The 16,906-nt window shown below is 71.0% G+C and carries 14 protein-coding genes and 1 pseudogene; 6 read left to right on the top strand and 9 right to left on the bottom strand.

Going from position 1 to position 16,906, the window contains the following annotated elements; all coding sequences use genetic code 11:
* Positions 1-31: 31 nt before the first annotated feature.
* Entirely contained in the window at positions 32-1,987 is a 1,956-nt protein-coding gene (acs, locus tag ACFXAZ_RS25965; protein ID WP_384595874.1) for an acetate--CoA ligase, read from the bottom strand.
* Positions 1,988-2,505: 518 nt separating this feature from the next.
* Positions 2,506-5,745, bottom strand: a complete 3,240-nt coding sequence (locus tag ACFXAZ_RS25960; RefSeq protein ID WP_384595871.1) for a SulP family inorganic anion transporter — start codon at positions 5,743-5,745, stop codon at positions 2,506-2,508.
* A 406-nt stretch (positions 5,746-6,151) separates the two neighbouring features.
* Between ACFXAZ_RS25960 and ACFXAZ_RS25955 the strand changes: the two genes are divergently transcribed.
* Positions 6,152-7,423, top strand: coding sequence for a hypothetical protein (locus ACFXAZ_RS25955; RefSeq protein ID WP_384595868.1), 1,272 nt, complete (start codon positions 6,152-6,154; stop codon positions 7,421-7,423).
* Positions 7,424-7,640: 217 nt separating this feature from the next.
* On the opposite strand, the gene ACFXAZ_RS25950 is transcribed toward ACFXAZ_RS25955, so the two are convergent.
* A complete protein-coding gene (locus ACFXAZ_RS25950; protein ID WP_384595865.1) occupies positions 7,641-8,621 on the bottom strand; it encodes an ATP-binding protein in 981 nt (326 codons plus the stop codon).
* A 101-nt stretch (positions 8,622-8,722) separates the two neighbouring features.
* Between ACFXAZ_RS25950 and ACFXAZ_RS25945 the strand changes: the two genes are divergently transcribed.
* Complete coding sequence (locus ACFXAZ_RS25945; protein ID WP_384595862.1) at positions 8,723-9,547, top strand: oxidoreductase; 825 nt, start codon at positions 8,723-8,725, stop codon at positions 9,545-9,547.
* 504 nt (positions 9,548-10,051) lie between these two features.
* Here the strand turns inward: ACFXAZ_RS25945 and ACFXAZ_RS25940 are convergent.
* Positions 10,052-10,897 carry an HAD family hydrolase gene (locus ACFXAZ_RS25940; protein ID WP_384595859.1) on the bottom strand — a complete coding sequence of 282 codons (846 nt, stop codon included), beginning with the start codon at positions 10,895-10,897 and terminating at the stop codon, positions 10,052-10,054.
* A gap of 597 nt (positions 10,898-11,494) precedes the next feature.
* Here ACFXAZ_RS25940 and ssd point away from each other — a divergent pair.
* Positions 11,495-12,598 carry a septum site-determining protein Ssd gene (ssd, locus tag ACFXAZ_RS25935; protein ID WP_384595856.1) on the top strand — a complete coding sequence of 368 codons (1,104 nt, stop codon included), beginning with the start codon at positions 11,495-11,497 and terminating at the stop codon, positions 12,596-12,598.
* Positions 12,595-13,185 (top strand): annotated as a pseudogene (locus ACFXAZ_RS25930) (ATPase, T2SS/T4P/T4SS family); the annotation flags it as partial. The gene ssd and the pseudogene ACFXAZ_RS25930, both read left to right, overlap by 4 nt.
* 206 nt (positions 13,186-13,391) lie before the next feature.
* On the opposite strand, the gene ACFXAZ_RS25925 reads toward ACFXAZ_RS25930, so the two are convergent.
* The 5 genes from ACFXAZ_RS25925 to ACFXAZ_RS25905 all read right to left on the bottom strand — a co-directional run bounded on the left by ACFXAZ_RS25925 (position 13,392) and on the right by ACFXAZ_RS25905 (position 15,013).
* Positions 13,392-13,562 carry a hypothetical protein gene (locus ACFXAZ_RS25925; RefSeq protein WP_384595853.1) on the bottom strand — a complete coding sequence of 57 codons (171 nt, stop codon included), beginning with the start codon at positions 13,560-13,562 and terminating at the stop codon, positions 13,392-13,394.
* Between the two features lie 85 nt (positions 13,563-13,647).
* Positions 13,648-14,049, bottom strand: coding sequence for a hypothetical protein (locus ACFXAZ_RS25920; protein WP_384595850.1), 402 nt, complete (start codon positions 14,047-14,049; stop codon positions 13,648-13,650).
* A 246-nt stretch (positions 14,050-14,295) separates the two neighbouring features.
* Positions 14,296-14,478 (bottom strand): hypothetical protein, encoded by a 183-nt coding sequence (locus ACFXAZ_RS25915; protein ID WP_384595847.1) that lies wholly within the window; start codon positions 14,476-14,478, stop codon positions 14,296-14,298.
* Complete coding sequence (locus ACFXAZ_RS25910) at positions 14,475-14,678, bottom strand: hypothetical protein (protein WP_384595844.1); 204 nt, start codon at positions 14,676-14,678, stop codon at positions 14,475-14,477. The genes ACFXAZ_RS25915 and ACFXAZ_RS25910 overlap by 4 nt, the downstream gene beginning before the upstream one ends.
* A complete protein-coding gene (locus ACFXAZ_RS25905) occupies positions 14,675-15,013 on the bottom strand; it encodes a hypothetical protein (RefSeq protein WP_384595841.1) in 339 nt (112 codons plus the stop codon). The genes ACFXAZ_RS25910 and ACFXAZ_RS25905 overlap by 4 nt, the downstream gene beginning before the upstream one ends.
* A 209-nt stretch (positions 15,014-15,222) precedes the next feature.
* On the opposite strand from ACFXAZ_RS25905, the gene ACFXAZ_RS25900 reads away from it, so the two are divergent.
* Both ACFXAZ_RS25900 and cyaB read left to right on the top strand, forming a co-directional pair.
* On the top strand, positions 15,223-16,074 hold the full coding sequence (locus ACFXAZ_RS25900; protein WP_384595838.1) for a helix-turn-helix domain-containing protein: 852 nt from the start codon (positions 15,223-15,225) through the stop codon (positions 16,072-16,074).
* A 15-nt stretch (positions 16,075-16,089) separates the two neighbouring features.
* Entirely contained in the window at positions 16,090-16,647 is a 558-nt protein-coding gene (gene cyaB, locus ACFXAZ_RS25895; protein WP_384595835.1) for a class IV adenylate cyclase, read from the top strand.
* Positions 16,648-16,906: the final 259 nt, after the last annotated feature.

Raw genomic sequence — 16,906 nt, 5'->3', positions numbered from 1 at the left:
CCCTTCGCGCCGCCGGGCGGGTCGCCGCTGGTCAGTCCTCGCTCGGCGCCGCCGGGAGCTGGGCCTGGATGAGGTTCATGACCGCGGAGTCGGCGAGCGTGGTGACATCGCCGATCTGCCGGTTCTCGGCCACATCGCGCAGCAGCCGGCGCATGATCTTGCCGGAGCGGGTCTTGGGCAGCTCGGCCACCGGCAGAATCCGCTTGGGCTTGGCGATCGGGCCGAGCGTGGCGCCCACGTGGTTGCGCAAGTCGTTGACCAGGGCCTCGTCCTCGGAGGCCGTGCCGCGCAGGATGACGAACGCCACGATCGCCTGACCGGTCGTCTCGTCCGTCGCGCCGACGACCGCCGCCTCGGCGACCGCGGGGTGCGAGACGAGCGCCGACTCCACCTCGGTGGTGGAGATGTTGTGACCGGACACCAGCATCACGTCGTCCACCCGGCCGAGCAGCCAGATGTCGCCGTCGTCGTCCTTCTTCGCCCCGTCACCGGCGAAGTACTTGCCCTCGAAGCGCGACCAGTACGTGTCGAGGAACCGCTGGTCGTCGCCCCAGATGGTGCGCAGCATCGACGGCCACGGCTCGGTCAGGACCAGATAGCCGCCACCGCCGTTCGGCACCTCGTTGGCCTCGTCGTCGACGACCGTCGCGGAGATACCGGGCAGCGCGCGCTGCGCGGAGCCCGGCTTGGTCTCGGTGACGCCCGGCAGCGGGGAGATCATCATCGCGCCGGTCTCGGTCTGCCACCAGGTGTCCACGATCGGGGTGCGGTCGCCGCCGATGTGCTTGCGGTACCAGATCCACGCCTCGGGGTTGATCGGTTCGCCGACCGAGCCCAGCACCCGCAGACTGCTCAGATCGAACTTCGCGGGGATGTCGTCGCCCCACTTCATGAACGTACGGATCGCCGTCGGCGCCGTGTACAGGATCGTCACCCCGTACTTCTGCACGATCTCCCAGAATCGCCCCTGGTGCGGCGTGTCGGGCGTGCCTTCGTACATCACCTGCGTGGCGCCGTTGGAGAGCGGCCCGTAGACGATGTACGAGTGCCCGGTGACCCAGCCGACGTCGGCCGTGCACCAGTAGACGTCGGTCTCCGGCTTGAGGTCGAAGACCGCGTGGTGGGTGTACGACGCCTGGGTGAGATAGCCGCCGGAGGTGTGCAGGATGCCCTTGGGCTTACCCGTCGTACCCGAGGTGTAGAGGATGAACAGCGGGTGCTCGGCCTCGAACGCCTCGGGCGTGTGCTCGGCCGACTGCCGCTCGACGATCTCGTGCCACCACGTGTCCCGCGTGTCGTCCCAGGCGACGTCCTGCCCGGTGCGGCGCACGACGAGCACATGTTCGACATTGCCCGCCTTGACGACCGCGTCGTCCACGGCCGGCTTCAGCGCGGACGGCTTGCCGCGGCGGTAGCCGCCGTCGGAGGTGATGACCACCTTGGCGTCGGCGTCCTGGATCCGGGTCGCCAGCGCGTCGGCGGAGAAACCGCCGAACACCACGGAGTGCGCGGCGCCGATCCGGGCGCACGCGAGCATCGCGACCGCCGTCTCCGGAATCATCGGCATGTAGATCGCGACCCGGTCGCCCTGGGCGACGCCCAGCTCCAGCAGGGCGTTCGCGGCCTTGGACACCTCGTCCTTGAGCTGCGCGTAGGTGATCGCGCGGCTGTCTCCCGGCTCCCCCTCGAAGTGGATGGCGACCCGCTCGCCGAGCCCGGCCTCCACATGCCGGTCCACACAGTTGTACGCCACGTTGAGCGTGCCGTCCTTGAACCATTTGGCGAACGGCGGGTTCGACCAGTCCAGTGTCTCGGCCGGCTCCTTGGCCCAGGTCAGCCGGCGGGCCTGCGTGGCCCAGAAGCCGAGCCTGTCAGCCTTGGCCTGTTCATACGCCTCCGCCGTGACGTTGGCGTTGGCAGCCAGGTCGGCGGGGGGTGCGAACCTGCGTTCTTCCTTGAGCAGATTGGCCAGGCTTTCGTTGCTCACGACATATCCCTTTCCAAGGGTGTCCGTTGTGTCCCAGGCCACAGCTCACCAGAAGCGGGGGGCCGATGACAAGGGTCGACGGGCAATTGGTTTAGACCTGTGAGGAGGGGGGCGCTCCGGGGTCACCCGAACCGGTGCCTCCCGGCCTTTCCCGTCGGGCATGGGACACGTCGTACTAAAGGTTCACGGCTCCACCCCTTCCCACGGACACCATCCTCGCCGGGTTCACGCCGTGTCTTCCATGCCACACGCCAATGGGGGGCTGGGGTGCGTGGGGTGCGTGGGGTGTGAGTGGCGGTGCCGGTAGTGGTGGGGTGGTGCTGGTGGTGGTGCTGGGGAGGGCGGTGGGTGTGGGTGCCGGTAGAGGGGTGCCGGTGCGGGGGAGGCCGGTGAGGGGTGGGGGCGTGGGTCGGGCGGGCGCGGCGCGCGGGACGACGGGGCTGGCGGCCCCCGGCCGACGAGAGCAGAGCGCCCCTCCCTTCCGGCGGAGAGGCGCGGCCAGCCGGACCCCACGCCGCTCACGCCCGGCTGGGCAGTTCCTCCGCCCCCCGTACGTCGTCGAACACCCGGTCCTCGCCCTGCTCGGTGAGTAGATAGGCCTGCGCCTCGCCCACGTGGAAGTACATCCCGTGCAGCTCCAGCGCCCCTTCGCGCAGGGCCTGGGCCACCGCCTCGTGGGCGCGCAGATGCTCCAGCTGCTGCACCACATTGGTCAGGCTCAGCTGCTCGATCGAGTCCACGGGGCGGCGCCCGGCCAGCGTCGGCCCGGGGCGATCCGTGTCGGCCATCCGCTCCAGGCTGGGCAGCCCGTGCCGCAGCCACCGCCGGAACGGCGTCCGCGCCCCGCCGGGCTCGGTGTGGGACAGCGCCTGCATCGCACTGCACCCCGAGTGCCCGCACACCGTGATCGACCGCACCTTCAGTACGTCCACCCCGTACTCGATCGCCGCCGCCACCGAGTCGTCCCCGCTCTCCGCGCCGGGCAGCGGCACCAGATTGCCCATGTTGCGCACCACGAACAGATCACCTGGACCACTGGACGTGATCATCGAGGTGACGACCCGGGAGTCGGTGCAGGTGAGGAACAGCTGGGACGGCCGTTGCCCCTCCCGCGCCAACCGGGCCAGCTCGCTCCGCACCAGCGGCGCGGTGTTCCGCTGGAACGCGCTGATCCCTCGGGCCAGCTGATGCCCGCTCGCCGCGCGGGCGTTTACGGCGCGGGTGCCGGTGCCGGTGCCCGTCCCGGGTTTGGTGCCGGTGCCGGTCCCGGTTCCAGGTCCCTTGCTCGTTCCCGTTCCCTTGTCCGTGCCGGGGCTAGGGCTGGGGCCGGGGTCGGCGTTCGTCCCGGGTCCGGTGCCATGGGGTTCGGCTGCGGTGGCGCCTGTCCTGGCTCCGGTGCCATCCAGTCCGTGCAGGGGTGCGGTCGGGGTGGAGTTGGTCGGGGGTGGTGGGGTGAGGTCGCGGGTGGTGAGGTGCGGTGCCGTGGTGTGGGCGGTGGTGGAGTCGGGCGCGGTGGGGTCGGGTGGGGTGTGGTGGGGTGCGGTGACGTCGGGCAGGGCGGGTTCGGGGGCGGGGTGCCTGGGCGCGGGGTGCCCCGGCAGGGCGTCCGGCATCGATGGTTCCAGTGCCTCCAGTGCCTCCAGTGCCGCCAACGCCTTCGGTGAATCCGACGGCTCGCACTGGTGGTTGCGCCACGGCGTCCACGGACGGCAGCGGCAGTCGGCGATGGGCGCGTCCACGGGGCTCGTGGGGCTGATGGCCCCCGTAGCCGCCGTGGTCCTCGTGATCTCCGTAGAACCATTGACCCCGGTAGAACCCTCGGCCCTGGCACCACCGTTGGCCCCGAGAGAGCCATTGGCCACCGCGACTCCCGCCAAGCCCCCCGCCCCCACCGCGCCGGCCACGCCTCCCCGGTCGGCTCCGATCGCCGCTTTAGCGCCCGTTGCTGCTCCCGAGACTCCTCCCGCTCCGGCGACTCCTCCCGCTCCGGCGAATTCTGCCGCCCCCGTGACCCCTCCGGTTCCGCCAACTCCCGCTCCGGACGCCCCTCCGCCGCCCGAGGCGCCCCCCGAACCCCCGACCTCACCGCACTCCGCGCACTCCGCCCCCGACGGGGTCGTTGTGAACGAGGGCTGGTCCAGGTCGAGCCGTGGGGTGACGGTGGGTTCGGTGAAGCGGGTGCCGCCGCGACGGCCGGCCAGTTCGACGGTGCCGCCCTGTGCGGTGTGGGTGTTGCGCCAGTCCTGGAGGGTCTCGAACGCCGCGTGGTCCATGAAGGAGCCGTCCAACTCGACGACGACATGGGCCCCGTGCGGCACATGGTGCAGGGCACGGCTGAGCCGGGGCACGGCGAGGAACGTCAACTGGCCTCTGACATGCATGTGATGGACTCCTTCCGGCGTGTCGTCGTGGGTGATGCGGGTGCGGGTCAGGCGGTTGAGAGCGACGGCCACGGCGACGGCGATACCCAGCGTCACGCCCTCCAGGACGCCGAGGAGCACCACGCCGAGGGTGGTGACCGCGTAGACCAGCACTTCTCGGTGGCGGGTCACCGTACGGATGTGGTTCAGGGACACCATCTGGATGCCGACCGCCATCACCAGGGCGGCGAGCGAGGCGAGCGGGATCAGCTCCAGCATGGGGACCATCAGCAGCGCGGCGACTACTACGAGAACGCCGTGCAGCATCGTGGAGTTCCTGCTGACGGCACCCGCGTTCACATTCGCCGTACTGCGCACGGCGACCCCGGCTACGGGCAGTCCGCCGAGCGCCCCGGAGGCGATGTTGGCGGCGCCCTGGCCGAGCAGTTCACGGTCCAGGTTGGAGCGGCCGACCTTGGCGGTCAGGCCGGGGCGGGCGGCGGCGAGCTTGTCCACGGCGACCGCGCCGAGCAGCGACTGCACGCTGCACACCAGCGTGGTGGTGAGCACCGCGGTGGCGATGCCGAGCGCCGGGCCCTCGGGCAGTCCGGCCAGCGCGTGGCTGTGCCAGGACGGCAGCTCCACCTTGGGCAGGGCGATCCCGGCGAGCGAGGCGGTCGCGGTGGCCCCGGCGACGGCGATGAGCGGGGCCGGGATTCTGCGCAGCAGCCGCCCGGTGGGACCGGGGAGCCGAGGCCAGAGCAGCAGCAGGGCGAGGGTGAGCGCGCTCATCGAGACGGCGGCCGGGTGCAGGTGCGCGAGCTGTGCGGGCAGGGCGGCCAGATTGTCCAGGACGGCGCTCTGCGGGGTGCCGCCGAGGACGATGTGCAGTTGGGCGACGGCGATGGTGACGCCGATCCCGGCGAGCATGCCGTGCACGATCGCGGGGCTGACGGCGAGCGCCGAGCGCGCCACCCGCAGACAGCCGAGGCCCAGTTGGGCGAGTCCGGCGAGGACGGTGATGGCGCACGTCGTCCGCCATCCGTAGCGGTGGATCAGCTCGGCGGTGACCACCGTCAGTCCGGCGGCGGGGCCGCTGACCTGGAGCGCGGAGCCGCCGAGCCGCCCGGCGACCAGGCCGCCCACGGCGGCGGCGACCAGGCCAGCCTGGAGCGGGGCGCCGGTGGCGAGCGCGATGCCCAGGGACAGTGGCAGAGCGATCAGGAACACCGCCAGGGAGGCCGACACATCGGCGCCGGCGACGCGGAAGCGGCGGCCCTTGGCGGGGGGCGGGCGGTGCGACGGGCGGACCGGCCGCGAGCGGTGGGTGTCGACGAGGCGGGTGCCCTTGACCCGTGCGGTCTCCAGGGCCTGGGGAAATGTACGGAAGGCTGACATCGGTCCCGTCTCCTCCGGGGCGGCGCGGTCGCGGAACAGGGGGTCCCCGGTCGGTCGGGGGTCGGGTCGCGGCCGTGGGGCACGGCTTTGCAGCGGCGGGATGAAATCAACGCTCGGTAAACGGATCGTAATCCAGAGTAAAGGTCAAGCATGGACTTAAGGGGCAAATGGGCTAATGCATCACCTATATGAGCTAATCAATAATTCAGTCGGCTTGTCTTACTAATTCCTTCTCGGTTCCGTGCGAGCTTGGCCGCGCTGCCGGCGCTTCCGGCGAAGCGCCGCCCCGTTCCTTCCGGCGGTGCCACGCCGAGGTGCCCGGTGGCGCCCTGCCGTGAGGGCGGGTGGGTCACCCGAAGGCGCCCTCATCAGCGTTGGCCCGAGAGAAGGAAGAAGGTGGGCGGACATGGCCGCCACCCAGAGGATCGCCGCGGGCGCCGTGGTCGCCGCGGTCTGTGCCGCGTCGCTCGCCGGCTGCGGCATCGGCTCCACCGGTGCCGGGGAGGGGGCGGCCGGAGCGCACAAGGCCCAGCCCGCCCCGGCGCCCAAGAGCGCGGTCCGGCTCATCGGCGACGGTTCCACCGCGTTCACCGGTGCCCAGCCGCACCTGTCCCGCCCCGAACGGCTGGGGCCCGGCGAGAAGCCGCCGCAGTTCGTGGTGTTCTCCTGGGACGGCGCCGGCGAGGACAGCCAGCAGCTCTTCTCGCACTTCCGCGAGGTCTCCCGGAAGAACAACGCCACGATGACCTACTTCCTCAGCGGCGTGTACCTGCTGCCGGAGGAAAAGCGCGACCTCTACCGGCCCCCGCAGCACTCCCCGGGCCGCTCCGACATCGGCTTCAACGACACAGAAGGCATCGCCGACACTGTCGAGCAACTGCGTGGCGCCTGGCTTGAGGGCAATGAGATCGGCACCCACTTCAACGGCCACTTCTGCGGCGAGGGCGGCGGCGTGGGCGAGTGGTCGGTCGAGGAATGGAAGGACGAGATCGCCCAGGCCAAGCAGTTCGTGAAGTCCTGGAAGACCAACAGCGGGTTGCGCGAGGCCGCGCCGCTGCCCTTCGACTACGACAGGGAGCTGATCGGCGCGCGCACGCCCTGCCTGGAGGGCCAGAAGAACTTCACGAAGGCCGCCGCCGAGCTGGGCTTCCGCTACGACACCAGCGGCGTCAACAACCAGGTCTGGCCCGGCAAGAAGGAGGGCCTGTGGGACCTGTCCATGCAGCTCGTCCCCTTCCCCGGACACACCTACGAGCAGCTCACCATGGACTACAACTTCATGGTCAACCAGTCCGGCACCACCACCCAGGGTGACCCGTCCCAGTACGAGTACTGGGGCGACCAGATGCGTGACGGCCTGATCCAGGGCTTCGAGCGGGCCTACAACGGCAACCGCGCGCCGCTGATCATCGGCAACCACTTCGAGTCCTGGAACGGCGGCACCTACATGCGGGCCATCGAGGAGGTCGTCGAGGGGGTGTGCACGAAGCCGGAGGTGCGCTGCGTGTCGTTCCGTCAGCTCGCCGACTGGCTCGACGCCCAGGACCCCAAGACCTTGGCCAAGCTGCGCACCCTGAAGGTGGGGCAGGCCCCCGAGAAGGGCTGGGAGCCCTTCCTGTCGGCCGCCCCGGCCCCGGCGCCCAAGGGCGTCCCGGGGGCGCCGGCGGACCGCAAGTAGCCCGCCTCACGGCAGGGGCTGTCCGGAGGCCGGGCCTTACGGTCCCGGCCCCGGCGCCCCGCGACCGCCGGCCGCGGCCCTGCGGCCATCGGCTGTGATCAGTGACCAGTGACCACTGGTCAGCCGCCAGCCGCCAGCCGCCAGTCGCCAGCGGGCTGTGGTCCGTGTCCGCGGTCGCGGAGCGCCCCCGGGCGGGTCGTCCCGCCGGAGTCCGGTGTCAGGCCGTGGCGACGATGCTCTCGCCGAGTACGAAGCCGGGGTCGACCTGGGACGCCAGGTCGGCTCCGGTGCGCTCGTTGCCCCACGACTGGGCGTTCTTCAGATGGAAGTGGACCATCTGGCGGGTGTAGTTCCCCCAGTCGCGCAGTGCGTACGTCGCGTCGGTGGCAGTCCGCAGCCGCTCCAGGGCGTGGTGGTTGGGGTCCTCCAGGAGATCGAACCGGGGCGGGCGGCCCTTCTCCATGGAGCGCACCCAGTCCGAGTGCCCCACCGTGACGAGCAGGTCGTCCCCGACCTCGGCGCGGAGGAAGTCGAGGTCGTCCTGACCCTGCACCTTGTTGCCGACGACCTTCAGGGTGACGCCGAAGTCGCGGGCGTACTCCCTGTACTGGCGATAGACGGAGACCCCCTTCCGGGTCGGCTCGGCGACGAGGAACGTGATGTCGAAGCGGGTGAACATGCCGGAGGCGAAGGAGTCCGAACCCGCTGTCATGTCGACCACGACGTACTCGTCACGTCCGTCGATCAGATGGTTCAGGCACAGCTCCACCGCTCCCGTCTTGGAGTGGTAGCAGGCGACCCCCAGATCCGCTTCCGTGAAGGGGCCCGTGACCATCAAACGGACGGCCCCGCCGTCGAGTTCCACCTGCCGGGCACAGGCGTCGTAGACCGGGTTGTTCTCGCGCAGCCGCAGCAGCCGTGAGCCCTCGCCGGGCGGGGTCGTCTTGATCATGGTCTGGGCGGAGCCGATGCGCGGGTTGCTGCCGCGCAGGTAGTCCTTGATCAGCGGGAGCCGGTCGCCCATGGCCGGCAGCGCGGCGGACTGGTCGTCGTCCAGGCCCAGAGCGGCCCCGAGGTGCTGGTTGATGTCGGCGTCGACGGCGACCACAGGGGCGCCGGTGGCGGCCAGATGACGGATGAACAGGGACGACAGGGTGGTCTTGCCGCTGCCGCCCTTCCCGACGAAAGCAATTTTCATGTTCAGTAAGCGTAGTGGTGCCCGGCGTGTGCGGGGCCCGGGGACGTGAAGAAGACCACTCCTTCGTGGGGTGCGCGCTCCGGGTGCGTAGGGTCGTACCCATGAGTACGACTGGTGCGACCGGCGACCCGCTCGCGGCCCTGGGCTCGCTGCCCGGCGTCGCCGACTCCGTCGAGTCCGTACGCAAGGCCGTGGACCGGGTGTACCGGCACCGGGTCATGCGGCGGCGCAGCAACGAGATCACCTCCGAGGCCGCGCTGCGCGGGGCGCGGGGCTCGGCCGCGCTCTCCGGTGCCGACTGGGCGCTCGAAGAGGTGCGTCGGCGCAGCGATTTCGGTGTGGACGACCAGGCGCAGGTGATGGGCGCCGCGCTGCGGCTGACCGCCGAGGCGGGGCAACTGCTGTCCATCTGGCGTCAGTCACCGCTGCGGGTACTGGCCCGGCTGCACCTGGTCGCCGCCGCGACCCAGGGCGACGAGGTGGGGCGCCCGCGCCTGGCGGGCGAGTCCGTCGACGAGCCGCTGGTCGAGCTGGAGCTGCCCGGCGCCGACGAGGTCTCCGCACGGCTGGAGGGGCTGAGCGAGCTGATCATCGCGGGCGGGTCGGCCCCGGCGCCGGTCACCGCCGCCGTCGTCCATGGTGAGCTGCTGGCACTGCGGCCCTTCGCCTCGTACAACGGGCTGATCGCGCGGGCCGCCGAGCGGATCGTGCTGGTCGGCAGCGGTCTGGACCCGAAGTCGGTGTGCCCCGCCGAGGTCGGGCACGCGGAGTTGGGCCGTACGGCGTATCTCGCCGCGCTCGACGGCTATGTGTCCGGCACGGCGGAGGGGATGGCGGCCTGGATCGCACACTGCGCGCGGGCGGTCGAACTGGGCGCGCGGGAGTCGACGGCGGTGTGCGAGGCGTTGCAGCGTGGGGCGGCGTAAAAACAGTCCTGAGGACGAGCGCGGAACAGCCCCGCCCATGCGGGCGGTGCAGGCCTGCCCATGAAAACGGCCTCCGCGCGGGAGGCCGATCGGGAGTGTCGTACAGGGTTGCGGCGGTACGAGGTCTCGTACCGCCGCTGGCATTCGCACCTGGTTACCAAGCGTCCTCGATGTATTGCCCATCAGGTCGGGTGCTTCGCCCGTCACCTGGTGCGGCTGGCCCGTAATCGACGGGTCGACGTCGCGTGGGTGCCCTGTGCTCCTGCGCGGTCCGTGGGCCAAATGCGTTATAAGGCGATCCTCTCGGATATGTCCTTGGTCTCGCGGGCCGTTGAGTCCTTTCTACTCCGGCGCCGCTGGGAGCGGAAGAGCTGGCCGTGGTTCTTTACTTTTAGGTTCAAAAAGGTTCAAAGGGACGGTAATGGTGTGTGCATGGCCGACGTGGGGCCGACGCTGGAGGGATGCGTGACCGGTACATGACCGGTCGGGTGAGGAAGGGGCAGGTCAGGCCACGGATCGGGGGGCCGCCGCGCGGCGGCGGCTGGCGTACCAGACCAGGCCGGCGGTGGCTGCGGCGGCGCCTATGGCAGCGGCGGCCACCAGGGCGGGACGCGGCGGTACGGAGAACGAGGGCAGCCGCTGCTTGAGGCGGACCGGGCGGTGGAAATCGAGAATCGGCCACTCGCGCGCGAGGGCCTCGCGGCGCAGCGCGCGGTCGGGATTCACGGCGTGCGGGTGACCGACGGCCTCCAGCATCGGCAGATCGGTCGCCGAGTCGCTGTAGGCGAAGCAGCGGGAGAGGTCGTAGCCCTCGGACGCGGCGAGCTGCCGGATCGCCTCCGCCTTGGTGGGGCCGTAGGCGTAGTACTCGACCTCGCCGGTGAAGCGGCCGTCGCCGCCGATCACCATCCGGGTGGCCACCACGCGGTCCGCGCCGAGCAGTTCGCCGATCGGCTCGACCACCTCCGCGCCCGACGTGGACACGATCACCACATCGCGGCCGGCGATGTGATGGTCCTCGATGAGGGAGGCGGCCTCGTCGTAGATCAGGGGGTCGATGATGTCGTGCAGGGTCTCGGCGACGATCTCCCTGACCTGCCGGACGTCCCAGCCGCGGACCAGCTGGGAGAGGTAGGCGCGGGTGCGTTCCATCTGGTCGTGGTCCATGCCGCCGACGAGCAACACGAACTGGGCATATGCGGTGCGCAAGACGGCCCGGCGGTTGATCAGCCCGCCTTGGTAGAACGACTTGCTGAAGGAGAGCGTGCTCGACTTCGCAATGACCGTCTTGTCCAGGTCAAAGAAGGCCGCTGTGCGGGGCAAGGAGTGGTTTTCCACGCCCTTGAGCATAGGGGCAGCCCATTCGGCGTAAGGTGAGGCGCGTGGGTTTGCCTGAGAGGGCTCTCGGGTACACCATGGAAGTCACGGATCGTTCGCGACCGTGCTAACCCGGTCCGGCTCCTCCCCCCCCGAGTCGGCCGTGGGGACGACCCCCGCTCTCCCCCCCGGCGGGGGTCGTCGCATGTCCAGACGGCGTTTCGCGTCTCTTTACTTTCTTTTCGCGGCCGGGGTGCCGTGTCGGGGCGGCTGAGGCCGCCCCTTTTGCATGTTCATGATCCATCACTGTGTGTAGTGCCTGGACTGCGCTGTGGAAGTCGCACGGGATGTGGCACGGGGTCACTGGTATGGGTGACGGCGATATTCACAACCATCGAGTTGTCCACAGTTTTCGACCAAGATCCACATCATTTTCCGGATCGCTGCACGCTCATTCCAACGCGCCGGGATCGACGCGAGTTCGCATCCATCGGATCCGTTTCTCGGACGCGTTTGGCCGGTTTCCTTCGGCCGTGCAAATGGAGGCTCCGGTTCCCCGGTTCTCACACGCGGGGAATCGCGGCGCCTCAGGAGCCGCGCGAGTCGAGCAGCGAAGGGGGAGTCCCACCCATGTCCACCACCGTCACCCACGATCCACCGCCTCCCGGCCCTGGACGCCGGGCCGGACCACTCATCCTCACCGAGGACGCCGAACTCCTGGACGACCTGCTGCGCCTGTGCGCCGCGGCCGGGGCCACACCCGAGGTCCACCACTGCGTGCCACAGCGCAGGGACGGCTGGGAGGCCGCGCCACTGATCCTGGTCGGCGACGACGCCGCCGCACGGGTGCGCGGCGCCGCCCGGCGACGGGGCGTCGTCCTCGTCGGGCGCGACCAGGACGACCCCGGGGTGTGGGAGCGGGCCGTCCGCATCGGCGCCGACCATGTCCTGGTGCTGCCCGACGGCGAGCAGTGGCTCATCGACCGGATCGCCGACGTCGTCGAGGGCGTCGGCAGGCCCGCCCTGACCGTCGGGGTGATGGGCGGCCGGGGCGGGGCCGGCGCGTCCACACTGGCCTGCGCCCTCGCCGTCACCTCCGCGCACGAGGGGCTGCGCACCCTCCTGGTGGACGCCGATCCGCTGGGCGGCGGACTCGATGTCCTGCTCGGCGGCGAGACCGCGGAGGGCCTGCGCTGGCCCGCGTTCGCCGCCTCGCGGGGACGGCTCGGGGCCGGCGCGCTGGAGGAGTCCCTGCCCGAACTGCACGCGCTGCGGGTGCTCAGCTGGGACCGCGGCGACCGCGTCGCCGTCCCGCCGCAGGCCGTCCGCGCGGTGCTCGCGGCAGCCCGGCGCCGGGGCGGCACCGTCGTCGTCGACCTGCCCCGGCGGATCGACCCCGGAGTCACCGAGGTCCTCGCCCAGGTCGACATCGGACTGCTCGTCGTCCCCGGCGAACTCCGCGCGGTCGCCGCCGCCGCACGGATGGCGTCCGCCGTGGGAATGATGCTCCGGGACCTGCGCGTCGCCGTCCGTGGCCCGTACGCGCCCGGACTCGACGACCGGGAGGTGGCCCGGCTGCTCGGACTGCCGCTCGCCGGGGAACTGCCCGTGGAAGCCCAACTGCTGCGGCCCGACGGGAGCAAGACACCGCCCGCGGCGGGCGGACGCGGCCCGCTGGCCCGCTTCTGCAAGGGGTTCTGGGAGCGCGCCCTGATCGAGGCGAGCGCGGCATGAGCACGGGACCGGGGCCCGCCCTGCTGGACGGCGTGCGGCAGTGGCTCGCCGAGAGCGGCGCGGAACCCACGCCCGCGCGCGTGGCGCAGGCCCTGCGCGAACAGGGACGGATGCTCGGCGACGCCGAAGTGCTCGGCGCGGCCCGGCAGTTGCGCTCCGAGCTGATCGGCAGCGGCCCACTGGAACCGCTGCTCGCCGACCCCTCGGTGACGGACGTCCTGGTGTCGGCGCCGGACCGGGTCTGGGTGGACCGCGGCGGCGGTCTGGAGCTGACGCCCGTGTCCTTCCCCGACCCGGCGGCCGTACGGCGCCTCGCGCAGCGGCTGGCCGCGGTCGCCGGGCGGCGCCTGGACGACGCCCGGCCCTGGGTCGACGCCCGCCTGCCCGACGGCACCCGGCTGCACGCGGTACTGCCCCCGGTGGCCATCGGCTGTACGTGCCTGTCCCTGAGGGTTGTGCGCCCGCGCGCGTTCACCCTCGGCGAACTGGTGACGGCCGGCACCGTCCCGCCCGGCGGCGACCGGATCCTGCGCGCGCTGCTGCGGGCCCGGCTGTCCTTCCTGATCAGCGGCGGTACCGGCAGTGGCAACCCGGATATCAAGCTGTAACGCCTCTAATGGGATCTTGCTCTGAGGCACATTCGGGATCCCGAGACCACGCCTTTGACCTGGTGTTTTGCCGCCGGAATCTGCCTCGCGCGTGAGCGCCTTCGATTTGAAGGTGAGGGCTTCAAGCGGCCCCGGTCGGCGGGGTGCCGGCGGCCGGGGCCGCGGTAGAAGGTCAGAGAATCAGGTCACTGGGTGGGCTGTCCGCTTCCCAGGCAGGTCTCCTGGCTGCCCTGTGCCTGATGGTGGGCGGCGGGCTGGCCGGGTTCGGCGCCGACCCAGGCTCCGCAGACCGAGCAGGCCGCCGAGCACCGGCCGGGATCGAACCGGGCGCCTGGACGGTGTTGCGTGCATCCCATATCTAGCTCCTCACTCGCGTGGTGGTGCTGGACTGGACGTGCTGTGCAACTCCCCGCCCGGCGCGGATCGGCCGGCGGGGAGGGTCTAGAGCTTGCGGACGAAGACGCGGGCGGTGTTGTGGAAGAACACCGTCAGGCCCTGGCTGCCCGGGCGGGCGCCTTCCTGGGTCGACCAGCGCTCGATCCGCTCGATCTCCGGGGACTCGGCCCGGCCGATCGCGGCGGCCAGCCAGCCCTCCGGGTCGCCCGGCGTCGGCTCCTCCCAGGCGGCCGGGGTGCCCTGCTGCGGCTGCTCGTCGTGTTCGTGACGCTCGCCCTCGGCGAGCTGGCCGACGATGCCCCAGCGGGATTCCTTGCCGTCCGCCGTGACGGCCAGGCCGTTGGGGACCTTCGTGTCCCCGGCTTCTTCCAGGGTCTGGACCCGGGTCACTCCCGGCGTGTTCTTCAGGGCGTCGAGGGCGAAGGCTTGGAACCGGCGGGAGCGCATGGGCATCAATTCCTCTCGGGGCGGGCCGCGCCAGTCTAGGAGTGCTCGCATGGCGACGCGCCGTTGGTGCCTGCGGGGGCCGGCCGCGCCCGGGGCGCCGCCGCGGCCCCCCCCGGGGACCGCCCCCCCCCCCCCCCCCCACGGGCCCGGCGCCTTTGGTGCGGGGGCGCGCGCCCGGGCGCGGGCCCCGGCCGGGGACCGCAGGGGATACCGCCCGCCGCTCACCGACTGAGGGGCGGGCGGCGGTCACAGGCTGGTCTCCGCTCGCGCCGTGTACGCCTCCCACAGGGCCTGCGCCACGGCGCAGGTCTCGCTGTCCGCAGCGCAGACCAGACAGCTGCGGCAGTGGTCGCCGTAGGCGAGGTAGGCGGTCTGCGCGGCGGTGTACTGCTCGTCGACGCCCACGCGCTCCCACCCGGTCCCGGTCACTGTGCAGTCCGGAGGCTGCCGGCGAGCGGGTGGTGGCGGTCAATCAGCACGGCCAGGTCCGACGCGCGCGATCCGTCCCGCTCGGCGATCGCCTGCGCGCGCTCGCGCATCAGCTCGGCGCAGTGCTGGCAGTTGGCGGGCGGCTGAGGGGGCGGCAGGGGCATGCCCAGAGTCACCGGGGGGCCGGGGTACCGCTTCATAGGGACAGCCTCGCGTCCCGCATGAGTCGTCGCAGGGCGATGCCGGTGGGGCAGCTGCTCGCGTCCCGGATGCACGGCATGCACAGGGGTGCGTGGTCCTGGAGGGCGCGGTACGCGTGCGCCCCGGTGTGGCGGTGGCAGGCGCGCAGGAACAGGCGGCGCCCGTCGGCCTGCTGCTCGCCGAGGTCGACGGCCGTCTCGCCGGTCAGCGCGGCCTCGGCCGGGCCCCAGACGCAGACCGCCCCCCGCGCCTGGTCGTATGTCAGGGAGCCGGGCAACGGCAGTGCGAGCAGGTCCAGCGCCTCGCTCGGGATGTCCTGAACTGTTCTGATCATCGGCTCGCCCTCTCGGGCGGTCCAGCTGTAGCGTTCGTCATGTCGACGCTCCTCGAAGCGTTGGCCACTCCCCGGGGCCGATTGCGCGGTCGCCGGGGCCTTGCTGATCTGGCCAGGATCATGTAGCGCATGGTGTTTACTCGATCCCCCACCGGTAATCTCACGGTGAGATGCATTCCCATCCGTTTGTGGATACCAGGGGCAGCACTGTGGGCACTTCACTGGCACCGATCGAACTGCCCGGCTGGGCATGGGAGCGCGCCGAGGTCCGCCAGGCGCTGCGAGCACGCGACATGGGCGCCGTGTTCCGGCACGTACAGCAGTACACGGGAGCCAGCCAGGCCCGCATCGCCGCCGCAGCCGGGATGACCCAGGCCCGCGTCAACGAGATCATCAATGCCCGGCGCGAGGTATCCCGCCTCGACGTGTACGAGCGGATCGCCGACGGACTGCGCATGCCCGACGACGCTCGCCATCTGCTCGGCCTGGCCGCGAGCCGCGAGAAGCGCCTGGGCGGGGCCGCGTTCGACCTTGCGGCGTTCCCCGAAGTCGTGCGCGTGTACGCCGCGCAGAGTTCGGCGGCCGAGGAGATCCAGCAGCAGGCCCGGGAAGCACAAGAGTTGGACGTGCTCGCGGTGCGCGGACTCGGGCTGATCGGGCTGAACGACAGCCTGCTGCGGGCCTGCCTACCACGCGAGCAAGGCGGCAACGGACTGCGCGTCCGCATAGCGCTCCTCGATCCCGACTGCGACGCCCTGGCGCACCGGGCAGCCGAGATCGGAGAGTCCGTTGAATCCCTCGCGGGTGGGGTACGGCTGGCCGAAGCTCGGCTGAGGGAACTGGCGGGCGTACTCGACATCGGTGTCTGGCGTTACCAGATGCTGCCCACGTGGCGGTTGATCCGCACCGACTCCACCCTGTTCGTCGGCGCATTCGACGCTGGATGGGAAGGACACGAGTCGGCCACGTACAAAGTTATGGCGACGCCTCACGGGCCGCTGTTCCGTGGGTTCCGAAGGATGTTCGAGGCGATCATTGCCGACGGGCAACGCACAGTGTAGAGAGAGGAGACGGCCATGATCGAGGCCGAGTTGAAGGCGCGCGTCCACTCGCCGGAAGCGGTCATGCGGAACCTGGAAGACCGTGCGACAGCACGTGTCGAGGTATACCAGGACACGTACTACGACAGGCCGGATCAGTCGCTGGACGCTGCGGACAAGGAACTGCGGGTACGGACCGTACATGGCATCGGCCACACTCGAACGTTGCTCACATTCAAGGGCGCGGCCGTTGACACGGAGTCCGGCTCAAAGCCGGAGCACGAGACGTATGTAGAGGACTCGGGGGCGGCGCACGCGATCCTGCGCGGCCTTGGCTACGTGCCGGTCATCGCGTTCGAGAAGCGGTGCCGGAACTATGAATTCGAGGCGCGCGACCGGAGGATGCTCGCGACCTTTGTCCGCGTCCCGGAGATCGACGGGACGTTCCTGGAGGTGGAGACGCTCGTAGACGAGAGCGGCGTCACTGCCGCTCTGGCTGATGTCCGGGCCGTCCTCGTCGAGCTTGGCATCGGGCAGGACGATTTGACTCGGGAAACGTACACGGACGCGGTCATCGCCCAACGTGGTGCCTGACGTTCCGCAGGTCAGCGCCCAGGTGTAGGAATCCCGGTCATTTTATTACCGCGTTTGCTACACCCCCGGAGGGGACGAGAGACGCGAGGGCCGGGCTTCAAGTTGTATGTCATCCAACTTGAACGAAAAGCGGTACGCCCCCCGGACATGCCGAAACGCCCCCCCCCCCCCCCCCCCCCCCGCGCGGGGGGGGGGGGGGTGGTGGTGGTGGGGTGTGGGTGGGGGGCCCCCCCCCCCCGGGGGCTCACAACAAGGCAAA

The organism is Streptomyces sp. NPDC059477 (assembly GCF_042749375.1).
Taxonomy (GTDB): Bacteria; Actinomycetota; Actinomycetes; order Streptomycetales; family Streptomycetaceae; genus Streptomyces.
Note: the sequence above shows the minus strand (reverse complement) of the source record. Positions and strands in the feature narration are given on the sequence as shown.

Coding starts and splice junctions, on each gene's coding strand:
- ACFXAZ_RS25960 (WP_384595871.1), bottom strand. CDS start 5,745: ATGTCAGCCTTCCGTACATTTCCCCAGGCCCTGGAGACCGCACGGGTC.
- ACFXAZ_RS25955 (WP_384595868.1), top strand. CDS start 6,152: ATGGCCGCCACCCAGAGGATCGCCGCGGGCGCCGTGGTCGCCGCGGTC.
- ACFXAZ_RS25950 (WP_384595865.1), bottom strand. CDS start 8,621: ATGAAAATTGCTTTCGTCGGGAAGGGCGGCAGCGGCAAGACCACCCTG.
- ACFXAZ_RS25945 (WP_384595862.1), top strand. CDS start 8,723: ATGAGTACGACTGGTGCGACCGGCGACCCGCTCGCGGCCCTGGGCTCG.
- ACFXAZ_RS25940 (WP_384595859.1), bottom strand. CDS start 10,897: ATGCTCAAGGGCGTGGAAAACCACTCCTTGCCCCGCACAGCGGCCTTC.
- ssd (WP_384595856.1), top strand. CDS start 11,495: ATGTCCACCACCGTCACCCACGATCCACCGCCTCCCGGCCCTGGACGC.
- ACFXAZ_RS25925 (WP_384595853.1), bottom strand. CDS start 13,562: ATGGGATGCACGCAACACCGTCCAGGCGCCCGGTTCGATCCCGGCCGG.
- ACFXAZ_RS25920 (WP_384595850.1), bottom strand. CDS start 14,049: ATGCGCTCCCGCCGGTTCCAAGCCTTCGCCCTCGACGCCCTGAAGAAC.
- ACFXAZ_RS25910 (WP_384595844.1), bottom strand. CDS start 14,678: ATGAAGCGGTACCCCGGCCCCCCGGTGACTCTGGGCATGCCCCTGCCG.
- ACFXAZ_RS25905 (WP_384595841.1), bottom strand. CDS start 15,013: ATGATCAGAACAGTTCAGGACATCCCGAGCGAGGCGCTGGACCTGCTC.
- cyaB (WP_384595835.1), top strand. CDS start 16,090: ATGATCGAGGCCGAGTTGAAGGCGCGCGTCCACTCGCCGGAAGCGGTC.